The sequence below is a fragment of the Collimonas sp. GW821-FHT07E08 genome (assembly GCF_059418905.1).
The window spans coordinates 43,517-62,416 of the sequence record NZ_JBWKQR010000004.1 but is presented as its reverse complement, the minus strand read 5'-3'; the positions used below and the strand labels follow the sequence as shown (position 1 = coordinate 62,416).

Sequence of the window (18,900 nt, the reverse complement as noted above, 5' to 3'; positions counted from 1 at the left end):
CCGGCCGGAGCAGCGGCCATGCGCGGCGCGGCGCCGATGTCGGATCGGCAACCTGGCGCGCCCTGCTTTGGCACAAAGTTGCCCTTTGGAATTTTTTATATACGTCAAATGACGTATCCAACACAGCCCGGATTGGTTCGAAAATTGCTTAAGCTGAATTGCCCGCTGTTTTATCCTCCACGCCCAAGGTCGCCCGTCTAACGTGAAAATCACCGCCACCCAACGCATCGTCAAGGTCCGCCGCGACTACAACACCTGGGTCGGCAACGAGACGCTGGAAGACTACGCCCTGCGCTTTACGCCGCGCTCGTTCCGCAAATGGTCGGAATTCCGCCTGGCCAACACCGCGCTCGGCGCCATCTCGTTCCTGGCGCTGGAAGCCATCAGCGGCACGATCACGCTCAGCTACGGCTTCACCAATGCATTCTGGGCAATTGTCTGCGTCAGCATCCTGTTCTTCCTGACCGGCCTGCCGATCAGCTACTATGCCGCCAAATACGGCGTCGACATGGACCTGCTGACGCGCGGCGCCGGCTTCGGCTATATCGGCTCGACCATCACTTCGCTGATCTACGCCACCTTCACCTTCATCTTTTTTGCGGTAGAAGCGTCGATCATGGCGCAAGCGATCGAGCTTTATTTCGGCTTGCCGCTGGCGCTCGGCTATATCATCTGCGCCCTGGTGGTCATCCCGCTGGTGACCTACGGCATCACGCTGATCAACCGCCTGCAGATGTGGACCCAGCCGCTGTGGCTGGTGCTGCTGGTGCTGCCGTATGTCTGCGTGCTGCACAAGGAACCCGATGCGCTAGCCAGCCTGATGACGTTCGCCGGCCGCGCCGAAAACGGCAACAGCTTCGACCTGGTGCTGTTCGGCTCGGCCGCCACGGTCGCCTTTTCATTGATTGCGCAGATCGGCGAGCAAGTCGATTTCCTGCGCTTCCTGCCTGAAAAAACCGCCGCCAACCGCTACCGCTGGTGGAGCGCGCTGCTGCTGGCCGGGCCGGGCTGGATCTTGCTGGGCGCGGCAAAAATGCTGGGCGGCGCACTGCTGGCGTTCCTGGCGATCCAGCACGAGGTGCCGATCGGCAAGGCGGTCGAGCCGACCCAGATGTACCTGGTCGCTTACCGTTATGTGTTTTCCGATCCGGCCTGGGTGCTGGCGGCAGTCACCTTGCTGGTGGTGGTGTCGCAGATCAAGATCAACGTCACCAACGCCTATGCCGGTTCGCTGGCCTGGTCGAATTTCTTTGCGCGCCTGACCCACAGCCATCCGGGCCGCGTGGTGTGGCTGGTGTTCAATGTACTGATCGCCTTGCTGCTGATGGAGATCGGCGTCTTCAACGCGCTCGAACATGTGCTGGCCCTGTACGCGCTGGTGGCGATTTCCTGGATCGGCGCAGTGGTCTCGGACCTGGTCATCAACAAGCCGCTCGGCCTGAGCCCGCCGCATATCGAATTCAAGCGCGCCCACCTGTACGACATCAATCCGGTCGGGGTCGGCGCCATGCTGATCGCCTCGGCGCTGTCGGCGCTCGCCTTGTCCGGCATGTTCGGCAGCGTGGCGCGCGCGCTGGCGCCCTTCATCGCCCTCGGCAGCGCGCTGCTGACCGCGCCGGTGATCGCCTATGCGACCAAGGGAAAATACTATATCGCCCGCCACGACCAGCTGGCCGACAGCCACCGCGGCCAGCTGGAATGCGTCATCTGCGGCAACCATTTCGAGACGCCCGACATGGCGCATTGCCCGGCTTACCAAGGCGCCATCTGTTCCTTGTGCTGTTCGCTGGATGCCCGCTGCAACGACCGCTGCAAGGAATCCTCGCGCATGCCGGACCAGATCTTCAACACCCTGCGCGGTTTCCTGCCGGAGCGTTTCACGCTCAAGCTCAACACCCGCATCGGCCACTACCTGATCGTGTTCGGCCTGGTCTCGGGCGGCCTGGCGGTGGTGCTGTGGCTGCTGTATTACCAGCAGCTGGCCGGCATGTCCGGCCTTTCCGGCAGCGGCCCCGATTCGATGGCGGGCATTTTCATCAAGCTGTTTGCGTCGCTGCTGGTGTTCATCGGCGTCGGCTCCTGGTGGCTGGTGCTGACCAGCGAGAGCCGCAGCGTCGCCCATGAAGAATCGGAGCGGCAGACCAACCTGCTGCTGCAGGAAATCGACGCCCATAACCAGACCGACGCCGCCTTGCAGCGCGCCAAGGAAGCGGCAGAGGCCGCCAACCTGGCCAAGAGCCGCTTCGTCACCGGCATGAGCCACGAATTGCGCACGCCGCTCAACAGCATCCTCGGCTACGCCCAGATCCTGCAGGTCGACCACGCCATACCGCAAGGCCGCAGGGACGCCATCGGCGTCATCCGCCGCAGCGGCGAGCACCTGCTGAGCCTGATCGACGGCTTGCTGGATATCGCCAAGATCGAGGCCGGCAAGATGCGTCTGGCGGCGGACGAACTGCCGCTGCACGAGTTCCTCGACCAGATCGTGCAGATGTTCGCGCCGCAGGCCGAGCAAAAGGGCCTGGCGTTCCGCTTTGAAAAGCTGGGCCGGATTCCCGAAGTGGTCCAGGTCGACCAGAAACGGCTGCGCCAGATACTCATCAACCTGCTCGGCAACGCAGTCAAGTTCACCGATACCGGCCATGTCACGCTGCGGGTCCGGCACGCGCGCGAGATCACTTATTTCGAAGTCGAGGACAGCGGCATCGGCATCGCCGCGGAAGACATCGCGCGCGTGTTCCTGCCATTCGAACGCAGCAACGCCGCCAACCTGCGCGAAGACATCGGCACCGGGCTCGGCCTGGCCATCAGCAGCATGCTGACCCACATCATGGGTGGCGCGCTGTCGGTCAGCAGCAATATCGGCATGGGCAGCACTTTCCAGCTGAAGATCTACCTGTCGGAGGTGCGCGCGCCGCGCCGCCGCATCAAGCTGGAAGACCAGATGTCGGGTTATCTCGGGCCCAGGAAGCGGATACTGGTAGTGGACGACCAGGCCTCGCAGCGCGCCGTGCTGAGCGCCATGCTGGCGCCGTTGGGATTCGACATCAGCGAGGTGGCCAGCGGCGCCGCCTGCCTGGCGGAAATCGCCCGCGCCATGCCGGACCTGGTGCTGCTCGACATCGCCATGCCGGCCATGGACGGCGGCGCCGTGTGCCGCGCGATACGGGCCCAGGGCCATGCCAGCCTGCCGATCATCATCGTCTCCGCCAATGCCTTCGAGAGCACGCCGCAACAGATCGATCCGCTCAGCTATAACGATTTCGTGGTCAAGCCGGTGTCTTTCAACGACCTGCTGTCGAAAATCCGGCTGCACCTGAAAGTCGACTGGATTTCCGATCCGGCGCCGCAGGCGGCAAGCGACAGTGCGGCGTGCAGCGCCGTCATGGTGATCCCGTCCCGCGAAAAACTGCAGGCGCTGCTGGAACTGGGCGCTATCGGCTATATCAAGGGCATCGGTGCCAAGCTCGATGAAATAGAACAGCAGGACCAGCTCTACCTGCCGTTTACCGGCGAACTGCGCGAACTGGTGAAGCGCTTTCGCCTGAACGACTACAGCGCACGCCTGCAGGCGCTGCTGCATCACGCCGGCGAGCAGCCTGCGCAGCGCATCGACAGCGCATAGCGAATAACGAGGAATACCTTGGACGATCACCTCACCCTCTCAGCCGATCCGCCGCCAAGGCCGCTGGCCAGCCGCCCGGTGGTGCTGATCGTCGACGACATGCCGGACAACCTGGCGCTGCTGTCGGATGCGCTGGACGAAAGCGGCCATATCGTGCTGGTGGCGACCGACGGCGCCAGCGCCATCCAGCGGCTGAGCTACATCACGCCCGACCTGATCCTGCTGGATGCGGTCATGCCGGGGCTGGACGGTTTTGAAACCTGCCGCCGCATCAAGCTGCTGGCCAGCGCCGCCCATGTGCCGGTGGTGTTCATGACCGGCCTCACCGAAACCGAACATGTGGTGCGCGGCTTCCAGGTGGGCGGCATAGACTACGTCACCAAGCCGATCCAGCCGCTGGAAATCGTCGCCCGCGTCGCCGCCCATATCAAGACGGCGCGCATGATGTCGCAAGCCAGGGACGTGATCGACGCCGCCGCCCATGCGGTGATCGTGCTCGGCACCGACGGCGCGCCCTTGTGGCAAACCGGCAAGGCTTCGTTCTGGCTGGAAAAATATTTCCCGCGCAGCGAACAGCGCAAGCTGCCGCCGCAGCTGCAGTTCTGGCTGAATGAAAACCTGGTGCTGCTGCGGCAGACGCAGCAGCCGCTGCAGCCGCTGGTGGTGAACGGCGACGACGGCGAGCTGACCATCCATCTTTCCAAAAACGCCCAGAGCGCCGAACTGACCTTGCTGCTGGAGGAAAAATCCCTGTCGCTGCCGAATCCGGCCCAGCTCGAAGCCTATCGCCTGACGCCGCGCGAAACCGACGTCCTGGCCTGGGTCTCGAAAGGCAAGACCAACCGCGACATCGCCGATATCCTCGGCATGAGTCCGCGCACGGTCAACAAGCACCTGGAGCACATCTATATCAAGCTGGGAGTGGAGACGCGCGCCGCTGCGGCGGCGCTGGCGATCAGCCGGTTATACGATCCCGGCCATACCTTGCAGTAGAGCCGGCGGCTTAGCGCACCAGCGCTTTGATCTCTGCCAGCTGGCGCCGTGAAATCGGCAGGCGGTGATCGATGTCGCGCAGGATGACTTGCCAGATTTCCTGCGGCTTGTCGCCATCGCCGTCGCCGTCCGCTGCCTGCATGACGCGTTCGACGCCGCTGATGGCGTTGCGCGCCACCAGCGCATTGCGGTGCACGCGCACGAAGTGGAGCGCCAGTTCTTCCTCGATCGAGACCAGCGAATCTTCGATCAAATATTCTTTGGTTTTGGTGCGCAACGTCACGTATTTCAGTTCCGCCTTCAGGTACAGCACCTCGGCCATCGGCACCAGCGACATGCGGCCGCGCTCCTGCACCGCGAAATGCTGGCGCGGCAAGCCGGTGGCAGTAACCGGCCCGGCCGCCGAAGCCGCTTGTGCATGCTGCCGCACGCGGCTGGCGCGGGCGATGGCTTGCGCCAGCCGCGTGGCGCGCACCGGCTTGACCAGGTAGTCGAAAGCCTGGACGTCGAATGCGCTCAGCGCATAGTCGTCATAGGCAGTCACGAAAATGATCAAGGGCGGTTCGGCCGCGCCGGTGTTGTGCAACAGCTGCTCGGCCAGCTGCAGGCCGCTCATGCCCGGCATCTGCACATCCAGCAAGACCAGGTCCGGCGCCGTGGCCCGGATGCCTTCCAGCGCCGCCTGCGCATGGCCGGCTTCGCCCACCAGGTAATGCGGGCATTCGGCCACGATGTCGGACAGCAGCGTGCTCAGCCTGGCGCGCGCCGGCGCTTCATCGTCAACGATATAGATACGAGGGATCATGAAATAAGATGTTGTAGGTTTTTATCTGCTTCCCTGCGGCTTGGCCAAGGCCGCCTTGACATACGGAAAACTGGCGCGCACTTCAAACTGGCCGAGGCTGGTGGCGGTCGTCAATTGTCCTTCGACATCGTACAGCAGCGCCAGCCGTTCGCGGATATTCTCCAGCGCCATCTGGTTACCTTCCGGCAGCGCGGCCACGCCCTTGCCGCTGTACGGATTGTAAGGATTGGTGATGACGATTTCAATCCGTTCCAGCGTATGGCTCAGCTGGATCCGGATCAGGGCCGGCTCGGTGCTCGGCTCGACACCGTAGTGGACCGCGTTTTCTATCAGGGGCTGCAGCAGCAAGGTCGGGATCTGCGCCCGGAAAATCACCTCGTCGCTGATGCCGGTCCGCTCCCATTGCACTTTCAGGCGTTCGCCCAGGCGGATTTTTTCTATCGACAGGTATTGCCGGCACAGGCGGATTTCCTTTTCCAGCGTGGTCATGGCGCGGCCGTCGCGCATCAGCACCCGGATCAGGTCGGCCAGGTCTTCCAGCGCAGCTTCGGCGCGGCGCGGCTCGTTGCGGATCAGCGACAGCACGGCGTTCAGGCTGTTGAACAGGAAATGCGGCCGGATCCGCGCCTGCAAGGCTTGCAGCCGGGCTTCCACCAGCACCGGGGAAAAAGCGCGGGCGCGCAGTTCGAAATAGTGCTGCAGGGCGCCGCCGAACAGCGCCGCCACCAATGCCGCAAGCGGCATGCCGCCGCTGGCGCTGAGATGGGAAAAGCCGCTGAAGAACCAGTCGAAACCGGACAGCAGCCGGATCACTCCCACAGTCACCAGCACCGGCACCAGCACGCAGGCCAGGCGCTGGGCCAACGAAGGCAAGCGGTGGGCGACCCGGTGCAAACCGCACAATATGACCAATGACAGGAAACAGGCCGGCTCGATCAGCATCGCCGACTCGACAAAGCTGTTGAGTGCCGCCATCAGGCCATCGCTGTGCAGCAGCAGCGCTGCCATCACCGCCAGGTTGACCGCGATCAGGGTGCGAAACACGACGCCCAGGTTGCAGCCGTCGGGAATCAGCACCGCATTCGGCTGTTGCGCTAGGGTGCTGTCTGCGATCTGGTCAGATGCCATGAAGGTGAAGTTAGTTAATTGAAGAGCAATTTAATGGTTGTTGCCGGGCGGCCCGGAGATGCTGCCGGCGCCCGGCGCGGCATGGCCGGTACGCATCGCGCTGCAAGCATAAAGCCGGTTTCCGGGGGCAGTGATTTATAATCGCATAATTCATTGCCATTCCCTACGCACGGTTCAATATACAATTATGACAGCACAACTCTCCAAAAAAGGCGAAGCCTGGTCGGCTCGTTTCTCCGAACCGGTCTCCGACCTGGTCAAACGCTACACCGCCTCGGTATTTTTCGACAAGCGCCTGGCGCAAGTCGACATCCAGGGTTCGCTGGCCCATGCCGAGATGCTGGCATATCAAAAAATCATCAGCGCCGACGACTACGCCGCGATCCAGAAGGGCATGGCCCAGATCCAGGGTGAAATCGCCGCCGGCAAGTTCGAATGGCTGCTGGACCTGGAAGATGTCCACCTGAATATTGAAAAGCGCCTGACCGAACTGGTCGGCGACGCCGGCAAGCGCCTGCACACCGGCCGTTCGCGCAACGACCAGGTAGCGACCGACATCCGCCTCTACCTGCGCGGCGCCATCGACGACATCAGCGGCTTGCTGCGCGACCTGCGCCTGGCCTTGCTGGACCTGGCGGAACAGCACGCCGACACCATCCTGCCTGGCTTCACCCACATGCAGGTTGCGCAGCCGATCACCTTCGGCCACCACGTGCTGGCTTACATCGAAATGTTCGGGCGCGACGCCGAGCGCATGCTCGATTGCCGCAAGCGCGTCAACCGCCTGCCGCTGGGCGCCGCCGCGCTGGCCGGCACCACCTTCCCGATCGACCGCGAACGCGTGGCGAAAACGCTCGGCTTCGACGATGTCTGCCGCAATTCGCTGGATGCCGTCTCGGACCGCGACTTCGCCATCGAATTCTGCGCCGCCGCGGCGCTGGTGATGACACACGTCTCGCGCATGTCGGAAGAGCTGGTGATCTGGATGAGCCCGCGCATCGGCTTCATCGACATCGCCGACCGTTTCTGCACCGGCTCCTCGATCATGCCGCAAAAGAAAAACCCCGACGTGCCGGAACTGGCGCGCGGCAAGACCGGCCGCGTCAACGGCCACCTGATCGCCCTGCTGACCCTGATGAAAGGCCAGCCGCTGGCCTACAACAAGGATAACCAGGAAGACAAGGAACCGCTGTTCGACACCGTCGACACGCTCACCGACACCCTGCGCATCTTCGCCGACATGGCGCGCGGCATCACGGTCAAGCCGGAAGCGATGCGCGCCGCTGCATTGCAAGGCTACGCCACCGCAACCGACCTGGCCGACTACCTGGTCAAGAAAGGCCTGCCTTTCCGCGACGCCCACGAAGCCGTGGCGCATGCGGTGCGCAGCTGCGTCGACCAGGCTTGCGACCTGAGCGACCTGTCGCTGGAGCAGCTGCGGGCGTTCTCGCCTTTGATCGACGACGACATTTTCCAGGTGTTGACCCTGGAAGGTTCAGTCGCCGCACGCGACCACATCGGCGGCACCGCGCCGCGCCAGGTGCGCCTGGCGATCCAGCATTTGCGCCAGCAGTTGGGCTGATGCAGCAGCCGGCATGGCGGGAAGCGCAATGCTTTCCCGTCATGCCGATTTGGCATGAGTGCGGCCGGCACGAATTTCCAGCGCCGGGTATAATTGCCAAAAACCACGCAATATCTCTCCAAAACCGACCAAAAGTCGCTGCATCCCCGCGTAAAACACCCATTTTTTACCTGGCTCGCGAGTAGTAGGCGTAGTGTTTCGCAAACGCTGAAACCCCACGATGCGTGCCAGGAATTTCTGACCGAAAATCCCTTATACTTTGTTCACCTTTGGCGCGCCTGCGTGCGCGCCAAAATAAAAACGCTGGCCGACCTCTTGCCATGGAGCGACGCCGCCTAAAAAAACGGTCTCTTGGAGGACATCGAAATGCAATTCAAAACCATGTTGAAAACACTGCCGTTGCTGATGCTCGCCACCGGCCTGGCCAGCGCGGCGCATGCCGCTGACGTCAAGCTCGGCCTGGCTGCGGCGCTGACCGGCCCGGCCGCCAAGTACGGCGTCGCCATCAAGAACGGCTTTTCGCTGGCCGCCGATGAAGTCAACGCCGCCGGCGGCGTCAACGGCAACAAGCTGCTGCTGGTGATCGAAGACGAGCAGGGCAAAAAAGAAGAAGCGATCAACGTCTTCAAGAAACTGATCTTCAAGGACAAGGCGCTGCTGGTGTTCGGCCCTACCCTGTCCAACTCGGCTTTCGCCGCCGACCCGATCGCCAACGCCGCCAAGGTGGTCGCCTTCGGCACCAGCAACACCGCCGACGGCATCACCGCCATGGGCCCGTTCACCTTCCGCAACTCCGTGATGGAAGCCGACGTGCTGCCAGTCACCACACGCGCCGCGGTCAAGCATTTCGGCATCAAGAAGGTCGCCATCATCTACGGCAACGACGACGCGTTCACCAAGAGCGGCTACGACGTCTTCAAGGGCACATTGGCCGACCAGAAGATCCCGGTCACCACTACCGAGGCGTATGCCAAGGGCGACGTCGACTTCAAGGCGCAGCTGACCAAGATCAAGGCCTCCAGTCCGGACGCCATCGTCTGCTCCTGCCTGACGGAAGAAGCCGCCAACATCATCCTGCAAACCCGCGCGCTCGGCATGAAGCAGCCGTTCATCGGCGGCAACGGCCTGAATTCGCCGAAGCTGTTCGACATCGCCAAGGGCGCCGGCGACGACACCATCATGGGAAGCCCATGGTCGTCGGAAAACCTGACGCCGGCCAACAAGGCTTTCATCGCCGCCTACAAGGCCAAGTTCGGCAGCGATCCCGACCAGTTCGCCGCGCAAGCCTACGACGCCCTGCACATCGTCGCCGCCGCCCTGAAGAATATCAAGCTCAGCGGTGCGCTCGACAAAGACCGCATCGCCCTGCAGCAGGCCCTGCCGGCAGTCACCATCGACGGCGCCACCGGCAAATTCGCCTTCCGCAAAGCGCCGCCGGTAACCGGCAAGGAAGTCGGCTACGACGCGCAGCAAGAAGCGATCGTCAACATCGCCAAGGGCGGCAAGTTCATCTTGCTGAAATAAGCCAAACCCGCCGTCGCATATTAATTAGGGTCAGAGTCGAATATTCCCACACGAAAATATTCGACTCTGACCCTAATTGAATTTAAGAAAATCTTCCATGTTTGAACAACAACTCATCAACGCCCTTTCGCTGGGCAGCGTGTATGCGCTGTTTGCGCTGGGCTTCACGCTGGTTTTCGGCGTGCTGGGCGTGATCAATTTATCTCACGGCGCGATTTTCATGCTGGGCAGCTATGCTGCGCTGCTGCTGGTGGAGCACCTGGCGCTGCCGTTGTGGCTGGCCATGCTGGCGGCGATGCTGGCGTCCGGGCTGATCGGGCTGCTGGTCGACTACCTGGTGCTGAAGCCGCTGCGGGCGCGCAATGCGCCGCACCTGGCGCCCATGATCGCTACCATCGGCGTCGCCACCATCCTTACCAGTTTGGCGCAAGGCTTGTTCGGCGCCGAGAACAAGCGCTTCCCGGTGGGCACCATTCCCGAGGACAGCTACAACTGGGGCCACCTGCATGTCACCGCGGTGCAGATCGGCATCGTCGTGATTTCCTTCATCCTGATGCTGGTGCTGCTGGCGGTCATGCGCCGTACCCAGCTGGGACGCGCCTTGCGCGCGATCGCCGAGTCGCCGAAAGCGGCTTACCTGCTCGGCATCAATGTCGAAGGCCTGTTCTACCTGACTTCATTCGCCGCGGCCGCACTAGGCGGCGCCGCCGGCGTGCTGGTGGGACTGTCGTTCAACGCCATCACGCCGTTCATGGGACAGCCGATGCTGCACAAGGGCATCGCCGTCATCATCCTGGGCGGCATGGGCGATATCCGCGGCGCCATGATTGCGGGACTGTTCCTCGGCTTCGCCGAAGTGTTGACGGTAGCTTACATTTCCAGCGATTTCCGCGACGCGGTCGGCTTCGGCCTGCTGTTCCTGATCCTGCTGGTGAAACCTTCCGGCATGTTCGGCAAAGTGCTGGAAAGGAAGGCCTGACATGACTGAATTGTTTACAACCATAGGTTTCATGGATTGGTGGGACGGTTTCTGGTCGACCTACAACACCGTGATTTTCGGCCTCGGCGTCAACGCCATGCTGGCGCTGTCGATCTATGTCACCCTGTCCTGCGGCCTGCTGTCGCTGGCCAACGCCGCGTTCATGGGCATCGGCGCCTACGCCGCCTCGCTGGTCAGCATGCAGACCGGCTTGCCGTTCCCGGCGGCGCTGGCGATCGGCGGCGCGCTGCCGGCGCTGGTGGCGCTGGTGATCGGCATCCCGACCTTGCGCCTGTCAGGCGTGTACCTGGCGATGGCGACCCTGGGCTTCGGCGAGGTGGTGCGGGTGATCGTGCTCAACATGGACATCACCGGCGGCCCGCTCGGCCTGAACGGCATCCCGCTGAAGACCGAGTGGTGGCACATCGTCCTGCTGCTGGCGGCCACGCTGTATATCCTGGCGCGCATCCGCCGCTCGAAAATCGGCCGCGCCTTCGAAGCCATCAAGGAAGATGAAGTGGCGGCGCGCCTGATGGGCGTCAACGTCGCCGGCTACAAGCTGCTGGCGTTTGTCATCGGCGCCGCCATCGCCGGCGTGGCCGGCGGCCTCAACGCCCACTACACGTTCACCATCGGCCCCGGCAACTATGCCTTCGAAAACGCCGTCGAAATCCTGACCATGGCGGTGTTCGGCGGCACCAGCACCCTGGTCGGCCCGACCATCGGCGGCATGGTGCTGACGCTGCTGCCGGAAGCGCTGCGCGACTTCAACAGCTACCGCGCGGTAGTCAACGGCCTGATCCTGGTGCTGGTGATCCTGTACCTGCCGAAAGGCATCTGGGACCCGCGCCGGATCCGCGCCTTTTTCCAGCGTAAAGCTCCAGCTGGAGGAAACAACTGATGCTGCAACTCAAGAATATCAGCAAGAACTTCGGCGGCCTGCAGGTACTGCAGGACGTCAACTTCAACGTCCCGCAGGGCGGCATCTTCGGCCTGATCGGGCCTAACGGCGCCGGCAAGACCACCGTCTTCAACCTGATCACCGGCCTGCTGCGCGCATCCGGCGGCGCCATCGAATTCGACGGCGCCGACATCGGCAAGGTCGCGCCGCACAAGATCACCGAACGCGGCATCGCCCGCACTTTCCAGAACATCCGCGTGTTCAAGGAAATGACCTTGCTGGAAAACGTCGTGGTCGGCATGCACGATCACATGCACTATGGTTTCGGCGGCCTGCTGTTCAACCTCGGCAGCTTCAGGAAGATCGAAGCCCAGGCGCGCGAGCGGGCGCTGGAACTGCTGTCCTGGGTGCGCCTGGACCACAAGGCGGAAATGCTGGCCGACAGCCTGTCCTACGGCGAGCAGCGCAAGCTGGAATTCGCCCGGGCGCTGGCGACCAAGCCGAAACTGCTGCTGCTGGACGAGCCGGTAGCCGGCATGAATCCCGCCGAAAAAACCGAGCTGATGACGGAAATCCTGAACATCAAGCAGCGCGGCTTCAGCATTTTCATGATCGAACACGACATGCGTTTCGTGATGGGCCTGTGCGACCGCATCGCGGTGCTCAACTTCGGCCGCATCATCGCCGAAGGCAGCCCCGGCCAGATCAAGAACAACCCGGAAGTGATCGAAGCCTACCTGGGCAAGGAAGACGCGGAATGACAAGCAACGCTACACCGATCCTGCAAGTGCGGGACCTGGCGGTTTCATACGGCCATATCGAAGCGGTCAAAGGCATCGACCTGGCGCTCAACGAAGGTGAAATCACCGCGCTGGTGGGCGCCAACGGCGCCGGCAAAAGCACCGCCCTGCTTGCCATCTCCGGCCTGCTCAAGCCGGCCCGCGGACAGGTGCTGTTCAATCAGCAAGACCGCCAGCAAGACCTGACCCGGCTGCCGCCGCACAAGATCGTCCAGAGCGGCGTGGTGCAGGTGGCGGAAGGCCGCGCCACGCTAACCACCCTGAGCATCGCCGAGAACCTGGCGCTGGGCGCCTACACCCGCAAGGACAAGGCGCAGGTCGCGCAGGACCTGGACTGGGTGTATGCCCTGTTCCCGGTGCTGCAGCGGCGCAGGGACGGCCTGGCCGGCAACCTGTCCGGCGGCGAACAGCAGATGCTGGCGATCGCCCGCGCGCTGATGGCCAAGCCGCGCGTGCTGCTGCTGGACGAACCGTCGATGGGACTGGCGCCGCTGCTGGTGCAGGAAATTTTCCGCATCGTCCAGGAAATCAACCGCACCGGCCTGACCATCCTGCTGGTGGAGCAAAACGTCCGCCAGGCGCTGCGGATCGCCCAGCGCGGCTACGTGCTGGAAACCGGCAAGATCGTGCTGGCCGACAGCGGCAGCAACCTGCTGCACAATCCCAAGGTGCTGGAAGCGTACCTCGGCGGCTGACGCGCCGGGCATTAAACCCATCCAGCATCCGAATTCAAGGCCGATATGCATATTGGCCTTATTCATTTCCGGCATACCTTCAAACCGGCGAAACGCGTATCTTCTCTGCAAGCCCGGATAGTCCGACAACGCTATCGGCAGTTTTGCAGAAGGAATTACATCATGTTGGGCATCGCTCTACTGTTCATCGGCGCCGTGCTGGTCGTCAACGGCGTCGGCCTGACCGGCCGCATCGAGGCGCGTGAAAACGCCGTCTTCAATTTCCTGGTCGGCGCCCTCGCGCTATCCATCAGCTTGATTGGAATGGTGCGCAGCATCGACAATGCCGGCTATCTCAGCGTCGCGGCAGGCTTGCTGTTTGCCTTCACTTACCTGTACCTGGCGGTGGTGCAATGGAAAGGCATGAACGGCAAGGGACTGGGATGGTATTGCCTGTTCGTCGCCATCAACACCTTGCCGATGGCGTGGCTGGCGGTCGAGCAGGACATGCGTTCGACCATGATGTGGCTGACCTGGGGATTGCTCTGGTTCCTGTTCTTCCTGGCATTGGCGCTGCAGAAAACCATCCGTTCCCTGGGCCACATTACTGCATTCATCGGCATCGTTTCCTGCTGGATCCCGGGTTTCCTGATGCTGGCCGGCCGCTGGTAAAACTACTGCAGGCTGCCCCAGCGTTCCACCGCGGGCTCCGCCGCCGCCCATTTCCATACATCGTCGCTGCGGCAGGCGCTGGCGGTATACCAGGCGCGTTTCAACTCGGCGCCTGTGCCGCTGTCGACCGATAGCAGCACTTCCTTGCATAAGGCCAGCGGCGTATCGATCAGGCGCGTGACACGCACTTCTCCGTGTTCGTTGCCGTAGGCGATCTGGTGGACGATGGCCCACTTGCGCGCCTGGCCCACATCCAGCTGGCCGACGATAGCGGCGATTTCATCCTGTTCGGCTTTTTGCCAGTTGCGGAATACGTATTTGGTGGTGGCGTCGGTGGCGGCTTGCACGCCTATGCCGATGGCATAGCCGACTGCCGGATTGGAAGTGACAGCACCGCTGGCGACGCCGGCCGCGGCGCCGGCAAAACCGCCGATGCTGTTGCAGCCGCTCAATGCTGCCGCGGCCGCCAGCAAACAGGCGCCACCGGCGGCGCCGCGCAAAAAACCGCAGCGCAGCATCACTGCAAAGCTCCCCAGCGCTCGGTCGCGGGTTCGGCCGACGCCCACTTCCAGGCTGGTCCTGCCTGGCAGATGGTCGCTACATAAAATTCGCTGGTCGGCTTGCTCGCCTTGTCCACCAGGCCGTCGACGGAAAACACGATTTCCTTGCAGCTCATGCCCTGGCTGGCGATGACGCGGCTGACGGTGACCCGGCCGCGCTCGTTGTCTTCGATCGGCAGCGAGTGCCGGATCTGCCAGTTGGCGACCGCTCCGACAGCCAGGCCGCCGGCAGCCTTGGCAATCGCATCCTGCTCTTCGCCATGCACCTGGCGCTGCTCGTATTGCACGCCGGCGCGCGCCGCAGCCTGCACGCCCAGGCCGATGCCGGTGGCGACCGCGGCGTTATTGGTCACCTTGCCCGCCAGCGCGGTGCCGGCAACCCCGGCCGCGGCCGAACTGCCCTCGGTCACCACCGAACTGCAAGCACTCAACCCCAGCACACTGCCCACCACCAGCAAACCACTTATCTGCTTTAACCGCATTACCGCATCCAATATATAAAGCGCCGGCCGCAGCCGCATCGGCAGAGGCCAGCCAGAGTTCCAGCAAACTCGCTATGAACATTTTAGAGGACGGGAGTTCGGTTCAGTTCGAATGAAAAGCTGGTAATTTGCAAACCATTGTTAAATCGCGGCGGAACGGAAAACCATCGCGGAAAACTACTGCATGCCGCCGCCATTCGCGCCGCCCATGCCGCCCATGCCTTTGCCGCCGTGCCCTCCTTTACCGGACGGCTTGTCCTTGCCGACCACGGAGCTGCGTTCGCAAGAAGCCTGGTCCACACGCTGCAGCCGGTCCGCCAGGAACAGCCGCACTGCCTGCCGCTGCTGGTCGTCGAGCGCATCGTTCATGGTCAGCCACAGTTCGCGCAGCTGGCGTCCGTCCTGGGCCGACAATCCGGATTCGGCGTCGATCGCCGCCGACAGCTGGCGCAAGTCGATAGCCGGATCCTTGAGGCCGTTCGCCATGTTTGCCTGCAGGTCGCGCTGCCGTTTTTCCCGCTCGCCCAGGATGCCGCGCGTCTTGGTTTCGATCTGGCGCCACAAGGTCTGCTGGTTCTGGTTCAGGTGCAGTTCGTCTTTCACGCCGTCCGCTACCGACAGCACGTCTTCGCTACGGAAATCCATCACCGGCGCCGCCAGCACCGAGGCCGCCAGGCTTAGGCAGACTAGCGCCGAGCCCCACTTCAAGGCGGACCGCAACTGGTTAACATGCATGGCAATCTCCTGTAAATAAATTGACTATTTAACCGGAGTTGCGCGCCCTGCGAGGCAGGTGAATCATTTGGTAACAGCTGGCCGGTTATTGATACACGCTGTTGCCGGGCGCAATTTAGCGCGCATTCCTCTATGCGTTGCTTTATTATTAGCAACTTATCGCCTGCGCCCCTTCACCGGAAGACCGACCTTCATGATAAAAATCTCTGGCCTTACCTTCGATTATCCCGGCCATCGCGCCTTGCACCAGGTCAGCCTGCAAGTCGAGGCCGGCAGCGTGACCGCGCTGGTCGGCTCCAACGGCGCCGGTAAAACCACCCTGATGCGTTGCATCGCCGGCCTGGAAACGCCCCTCGCCGGCTCGATCAGCGTGGCCGGCATGGATGTGCTGGAACGGCCGCGCGAAGTGCACCGGATCATGGGCTACCTGTCCGATTTCTACGGCCTGTACCAGTCGCTGACGGTGGCGCAGTGTTTTGAATATGCCGCCGCCGCCCAGGGCTTGCCGGCGCCGGCGATCCCGCAGGCGATACAGACCACGGCGCAGCAGCTGGGACTGACGGAGCGCCTGCAGCAGACATGCGACAAGCTGTCGCGCGGCCTGCGCCAGCGGGTCGCGATCGGCCAGGCCATCATCCACGGGCCGCAGATCCTGCTGCTGGACGAACCGGCATCCGGCCTCGATCCGGAAGCGCGCGCCAGCCTGGCCGGCCTGTTCCGCCTGTTGCAGGCGCAGGGCATGACCTTGCTGGTGTCGTCGCACATCCTGGCCGAGCTGGACGAATACTCCACCCACATGCTGGCCCTGCGCGACGGCAAGGTGCTGGAATATCGTGCGCTGGACCACGGCAGCACCGCGCAGGCGCCGCGCAAGTCGCTGCGGATCACGCTGGCGCAAGCCAATCCCGGCCTGCACGCGCAGCTGGCAGCCGAACCGGCATTGCAGGTCAGCGCCAGCGACGAGCGCAGCGCCGATTTCATGTTCAGCGGCGACGAACACGCCCAGGCGGCATTGCTGGCGCGCCTGGTCGCCGCCGGCCTGCAGGTCTCCAGCTTCGCCGACCAGAAGGAAAACCTGCAGCAGTCCTACCTGCGCTCAGTGGCCAGCTATGAACAAAACGGACAAAACATTGCCAGCGGGAGCGCATCATGATCAATCCTGAATTCAAACGCAACCTGTGGCTGCAGTTTTCCCTGCATCGCCTGATTGCCATGCCGGCCATCCTGGGACTGGTTTTTTTCACGCTCAGCCTCGCCAACGACAACTGGCCGGGCGGCGTGCCGCTCGACAGCGTGGCGCTGGTCCTGTTCGGCGGCATCGTCTGCCTGTGGGGCACCCGCAACGCCAGCAACGCCGTGATCGAAGAAATCCGCGACAAGACCTGGGACCAGCAGCGCATGAGCGCACTCGATCCCTGGACCATGACCTGGGGCAAGCTGTTCGGCGCCACCGCCTTCAACTGGTATGGCGGCCTGCTGTGCCTGCTGGTTTTCGCGATTGCCGCCTTGGTGCGCGAACACAGCATGCCCTTGAGCAGCGGCCTGACCCTGGCCGCGCTGGGCATCCTGATGCATGCCGCGACGATTGCCTTGAACCTGCACCTGATGCGCAGCGACATACGCGCCGTGCAGCGCGGCGGCATCGCCTGGGCGGTGGTGCTGATCGCTGTCATGTTCGCGCCGCCGTTCCGCTCCGCGACCGACGCTGCCATTTCCTGGTGGGGCCAGCCGTTCGCCTACAGTTCTTTCCTGCTGGCCAGCGTCGCATTCTTCGCTGCCATCGCCGTGTTCGCCGCCTGGCGCAGCATGAACAGCGCCTTGCAGATCACCACCGCTCCCTGGGCCTGGCCGCTAGCCTGCTGCCTGCTGGCGGCCTATGTCGGCGGCTTTAGCGGCGGCGCCGGGCTGCTGTGGATAGGATTGCTGTTCGCGCTAGCCATGACCTATGCTGCGCTGTTCACCGAAGAAAACGATATCGCGCTGTGGCAGCGGGTTGTCGCCAGGGCCAAGGCAGGCAACTTGCATGGCCTGTTCCAGAACCTGCCGATCTGGCCGACCACGCTGCTCCTGAGTTTCTGCCTGGCGCTGCTGCTGCAATTCAGCAGCGCCCAGGAACTGCCGTTCAAATTGCAGATAACCGCAGCCGGCCTGTCGTTCCTGGCCCCGGCGCTGGCCCTGCTGCTGCTGCGCGACTGCTGCGTCTACCTGTTCTTCGCCTTTTCCGGCAAGAGCAAGCGGGTCGGCGCCACCACCATCCTGTACCTGGCGCTCATCAACGGCTTGCTGCCGTTCCTGAGCAACATGATGGGCTTGAAGGCGCTCGCCATATTTTTCATGCCGCTGCACATCGGCAACGGCTGGCAGATGCTTGGCATCGCGGTGCTGCATGCCGCGCTGGCCTTGGCGCTGCTGGGCTGGCGCTGGCGCCGGCAAGCCTTGAAGGACGACTTGCCGCAGCCTGCTTAAGCCCGCGCCGACGCCAGCAAGCCTTCGATGATGCGGTCAAGCTTGAAGGCGTCGGCGGCAAAGCCGCGCATTCCTTCCGCCAGTTTTTCGGTAGCCATGGCGTCGTCGTTGAGCGCATAGCGGAAGCCGGCTTCGTCGTAGCTGATTTCGCGCAGGTCGGCAGCGGCGGCGGCATCCTTGTCCAGCGCGCGCGACAAGGGAGCGTCGCTGGCTTGCAGCTGCGCCAGCAGGTCCGGACTGATCGTCAGCAGGTCGCACCCTGCCAGCGCGGCGATCTGGCCGACGTTGCGGAAACTGGCTCCCATCACTTCAGTATCGATCCCAAAGCGCTTGTAATAACTGTAGATCTGCACCACCGATTTCACGCCAGGATCGTTGCCAAGCGTATTCGCTGACTCATCCCAGGCGCTGCCTGCGGATTTCTTGTACCAGTCATAGATGCGGCCGACGAACGGCGAGATCAGGCGTACCTTGGCGGCGCCGCAGGCAACCGCCTGGCAAAAGGAAAACAGCAGGGTCAGGTTGCAGCGTATGCCTTCGCGCTCCAGGATGGCCGCGGCCTGGATCCCTTCCCAGGTTGAAGCGATCTTGATCAGCACCCGCTCGCGGCCGATGCCGGCGGCTTCATACAAGGCCATGATGCGGCGCGCCCGGGCCACCGTGGCGGCGGTGTCGAAACTGAGCCTGGCGTCGACTTCGGTCGAGACCCGGCCCGGCACCACTTGCAATATCTCCAGGCCGAAACGCACCAGTACCTGGTCGACGATCTGGTCCAGCGCGCTATCGGCGTGGGCGGCGACCGTCTCGGCCAGCAGCGGCGCATAATCGGCTTGCTGCACGGCCTTCAGGATCAGCGATGGATTGGTGGTGGCGTCGCGCGGCTTGAATTGCGCCAGCTGCTTGAAATTGCCTGTGTCTGCTACGACGGTCGTATATTGCTTGAGCTGGTCCAGCTGGTTCATGTCTATCCTTGT

The 18,900-nt window shown here is 63.0% G+C and carries 17 protein-coding genes; 11 read left to right on the top strand and 6 right to left on the bottom strand.

Features of this window, described 5'->3' with window-relative positions; genetic code table 11:
• Nucleotides 1-202 precede the first annotated feature (202 nt).
• A complete protein-coding gene (locus AC07RZ_RS06320; protein WP_494667319.1) occupies nucleotides 203-3,625 on the top strand; it encodes an ATP-binding protein in 3,423 nt (1,140 codons plus the stop codon).
• An 18-nt stretch (nucleotides 3,626-3,643) separates the two neighbouring features.
• Nucleotides 3,644-4,618, top strand: coding sequence for a response regulator (locus tag AC07RZ_RS06315; protein ID WP_494667318.1), 975 nt, complete (start codon nucleotides 3,644-3,646; stop codon nucleotides 4,616-4,618).
• Nucleotides 4,619-4,628: 10 nt separating this feature from the next.
• On the opposite strand, the gene AC07RZ_RS06310 is transcribed toward AC07RZ_RS06315, so the two are convergent.
• Together AC07RZ_RS06310 and AC07RZ_RS06305 are read right to left on the bottom strand one after the other, a co-directional pair.
• Nucleotides 4,629-5,423: a LytR/AlgR family response regulator transcription factor gene (locus tag AC07RZ_RS06310; protein ID WP_494667317.1), complete on the bottom strand. Its 795-nt coding sequence runs from the start codon at nucleotides 5,421-5,423 to the stop codon at nucleotides 4,629-4,631.
• A 21-nt stretch (nucleotides 5,424-5,444) separates the two neighbouring features.
• Nucleotides 5,445-6,551, bottom strand: coding sequence for a sensor histidine kinase (locus tag AC07RZ_RS06305; RefSeq protein WP_494667316.1), 1,107 nt, complete (start codon nucleotides 6,549-6,551; stop codon nucleotides 5,445-5,447).
• A gap of 187 nt (nucleotides 6,552-6,738) precedes the next feature.
• Between AC07RZ_RS06305 and argH the strand changes: the two genes are divergently transcribed.
• The 7 genes from argH to AC07RZ_RS06270 all read left to right on the top strand — a co-directional run bounded on the left by argH (nucleotide 6,739) and on the right by AC07RZ_RS06270 (nucleotide 13,683).
• Nucleotides 6,739-8,133, top strand: coding sequence for an argininosuccinate lyase (gene argH, locus AC07RZ_RS06300; protein WP_494667315.1), 1,395 nt, complete (start codon nucleotides 6,739-6,741; stop codon nucleotides 8,131-8,133).
• 366 nt (nucleotides 8,134-8,499) lie between these two features.
• The gene (locus AC07RZ_RS06295) at nucleotides 8,500-9,657 is read left to right on the top strand and encodes an ABC transporter substrate-binding protein (protein ID WP_494667314.1); all 1,158 of its coding nucleotides are present in this window, start codon (nucleotides 8,500-8,502) and stop codon (nucleotides 9,655-9,657) included.
• A 97-nt stretch (nucleotides 9,658-9,754) separates the two neighbouring features.
• Nucleotides 9,755-10,636, top strand: a complete 882-nt coding sequence (locus AC07RZ_RS06290; RefSeq protein ID WP_494667313.1) for a branched-chain amino acid ABC transporter permease — start codon at nucleotides 9,755-9,757, stop codon at nucleotides 10,634-10,636.
• Between the two features lie 31 nt (nucleotides 10,637-10,667).
• Nucleotides 10,668-11,537 carry a branched-chain amino acid ABC transporter permease gene (locus AC07RZ_RS06285; protein WP_254784898.1) on the top strand — a complete coding sequence of 290 codons (870 nt, stop codon included), beginning with the start codon at nucleotides 10,668-10,670 and terminating at the stop codon, nucleotides 11,535-11,537.
• Complete coding sequence (locus AC07RZ_RS06280; RefSeq protein ID WP_494667312.1) at nucleotides 11,537-12,298, top strand: ABC transporter ATP-binding protein; 762 nt, start codon at nucleotides 11,537-11,539, stop codon at nucleotides 12,296-12,298. The genes AC07RZ_RS06285 and AC07RZ_RS06280 overlap by 1 nt, the downstream gene beginning before the upstream one ends.
• On the top strand, nucleotides 12,295-13,032 hold the full coding sequence (locus AC07RZ_RS06275; RefSeq protein ID WP_494667311.1) for an ABC transporter ATP-binding protein: 738 nt from the start codon (nucleotides 12,295-12,297) through the stop codon (nucleotides 13,030-13,032). The genes AC07RZ_RS06280 and AC07RZ_RS06275 overlap by 4 nt, the downstream gene beginning before the upstream one ends.
• A gap of 162 nt (nucleotides 13,033-13,194) precedes the next feature.
• Nucleotides 13,195-13,683 (top strand): AmiS/UreI family transporter, encoded by a 489-nt coding sequence (locus AC07RZ_RS06270; RefSeq protein WP_494667310.1) that lies wholly within the window; start codon nucleotides 13,195-13,197, stop codon nucleotides 13,681-13,683.
• Between the two features lie 2 nt (nucleotides 13,684-13,685).
• Here AC07RZ_RS06270 and AC07RZ_RS06265 read toward each other — a convergent pair whose 3' ends face one another.
• From AC07RZ_RS06265 to AC07RZ_RS06255, 3 genes are all read right to left on the bottom strand, one after another.
• The gene (locus tag AC07RZ_RS06265; RefSeq protein ID WP_494667502.1) at nucleotides 13,686-14,201 is read right to left on the bottom strand and encodes a hypothetical protein; all 516 of its coding nucleotides are present in this window, start codon (nucleotides 14,199-14,201) and stop codon (nucleotides 13,686-13,688) included.
• Entirely contained in the window at nucleotides 14,201-14,725 is a 525-nt protein-coding gene (locus AC07RZ_RS06260) for a hypothetical protein (protein WP_092393524.1), read from the bottom strand. The genes AC07RZ_RS06265 and AC07RZ_RS06260 overlap by 1 nt, the downstream gene beginning before the upstream one ends.
• A gap of 177 nt (nucleotides 14,726-14,902) precedes the next feature.
• Nucleotides 14,903-15,460 carry a hypothetical protein gene (locus AC07RZ_RS06255; protein ID WP_494667309.1) on the bottom strand — a complete coding sequence of 186 codons (558 nt, stop codon included), beginning with the start codon at nucleotides 15,458-15,460 and terminating at the stop codon, nucleotides 14,903-14,905.
• 193 nt (nucleotides 15,461-15,653) lie between these two features.
• Here AC07RZ_RS06255 and AC07RZ_RS06250 point away from each other — a divergent pair, with 193 nt between their 5' ends.
• Both AC07RZ_RS06250 and AC07RZ_RS06245 read left to right on the top strand, forming a co-directional pair.
• On the top strand, nucleotides 15,654-16,613 hold the full coding sequence (locus AC07RZ_RS06250; protein ID WP_494667308.1) for an ABC transporter ATP-binding protein: 960 nt from the start codon (nucleotides 15,654-15,656) through the stop codon (nucleotides 16,611-16,613).
• The gene (locus tag AC07RZ_RS06245) at nucleotides 16,610-17,926 is read left to right on the top strand and encodes a hypothetical protein (RefSeq protein WP_494667307.1); all 1,317 of its coding nucleotides are present in this window, start codon (nucleotides 16,610-16,612) and stop codon (nucleotides 17,924-17,926) included. Before AC07RZ_RS06250 ends, AC07RZ_RS06245 begins: the two co-directional genes overlap by 4 nt.
• Here the strand turns inward: AC07RZ_RS06245 and tal are convergent.
• Nucleotides 17,923-18,888, bottom strand: coding sequence for a transaldolase (tal, locus tag AC07RZ_RS06240; RefSeq protein WP_494667306.1), 966 nt, complete (start codon nucleotides 18,886-18,888; stop codon nucleotides 17,923-17,925). The genes AC07RZ_RS06245 and tal overlap by 4 nt on opposite strands.
• Nucleotides 18,889-18,900 lie beyond the last annotated feature (12 nt).

Excerpts from the sequence above, each read along its gene's own strand:
- AC07RZ_RS06290 (WP_494667313.1), top strand. The coding sequence starts at position 9,755 with ATGTTTGAACAACAACTCATCAACGCCCTTTCGCTGGGCAGCGTGTAT.
- AC07RZ_RS06270 (WP_494667310.1), top strand. The coding sequence starts at position 13,195 with ATGTTGGGCATCGCTCTACTGTTCATCGGCGCCGTGCTGGTCGTCAAC.
- AC07RZ_RS06265 (WP_494667502.1), bottom strand. The coding sequence starts at position 14,201 with ATGCTGCGCTGCGGTTTTTTGCGCGGCGCCGCCGGTGGCGCCTGTTTG.
- AC07RZ_RS06260 (WP_092393524.1), bottom strand. The coding sequence starts at position 14,725 with ATGCGGTTAAAGCAGATAAGTGGTTTGCTGGTGGTGGGCAGTGTGCTG.
- AC07RZ_RS06310 (WP_494667317.1), bottom strand. The coding sequence starts at position 5,423 with ATGATCCCTCGTATCTATATCGTTGACGATGAAGCGCCGGCGCGCGCC.
- AC07RZ_RS06245 (WP_494667307.1), top strand. The coding sequence starts at position 16,610 with ATGATCAATCCTGAATTCAAACGCAACCTGTGGCTGCAGTTTTCCCTG.
- AC07RZ_RS06250 (WP_494667308.1), top strand. The coding sequence starts at position 15,654 with ATGATAAAAATCTCTGGCCTTACCTTCGATTATCCCGGCCATCGCGCC.
- AC07RZ_RS06295 (WP_494667314.1), top strand. The coding sequence starts at position 8,500 with ATGCAATTCAAAACCATGTTGAAAACACTGCCGTTGCTGATGCTCGCC.
- AC07RZ_RS06280 (WP_494667312.1), top strand. The coding sequence starts at position 11,537 with ATGCTGCAACTCAAGAATATCAGCAAGAACTTCGGCGGCCTGCAGGTA.
- AC07RZ_RS06285 (WP_254784898.1), top strand. The coding sequence starts at position 10,668 with ATGGATTGGTGGGACGGTTTCTGGTCGACCTACAACACCGTGATTTTC.
- AC07RZ_RS06275 (WP_494667311.1), top strand. The coding sequence starts at position 12,295 with ATGACAAGCAACGCTACACCGATCCTGCAAGTGCGGGACCTGGCGGTT.
- argH (WP_494667315.1), top strand. The coding sequence starts at position 6,739 with ATGACAGCACAACTCTCCAAAAAAGGCGAAGCCTGGTCGGCTCGTTTC.
- AC07RZ_RS06255 (WP_494667309.1), bottom strand. The coding sequence starts at position 15,460 with ATGCATGTTAACCAGTTGCGGTCCGCCTTGAAGTGGGGCTCGGCGCTA.
- AC07RZ_RS06305 (WP_494667316.1), bottom strand. The coding sequence starts at position 6,551 with ATGGCATCTGACCAGATCGCAGACAGCACCCTAGCGCAACAGCCGAAT.
- tal (WP_494667306.1), bottom strand. The coding sequence starts at position 18,888 with ATGAACCAGCTGGACCAGCTCAAGCAATATACGACCGTCGTAGCAGAC.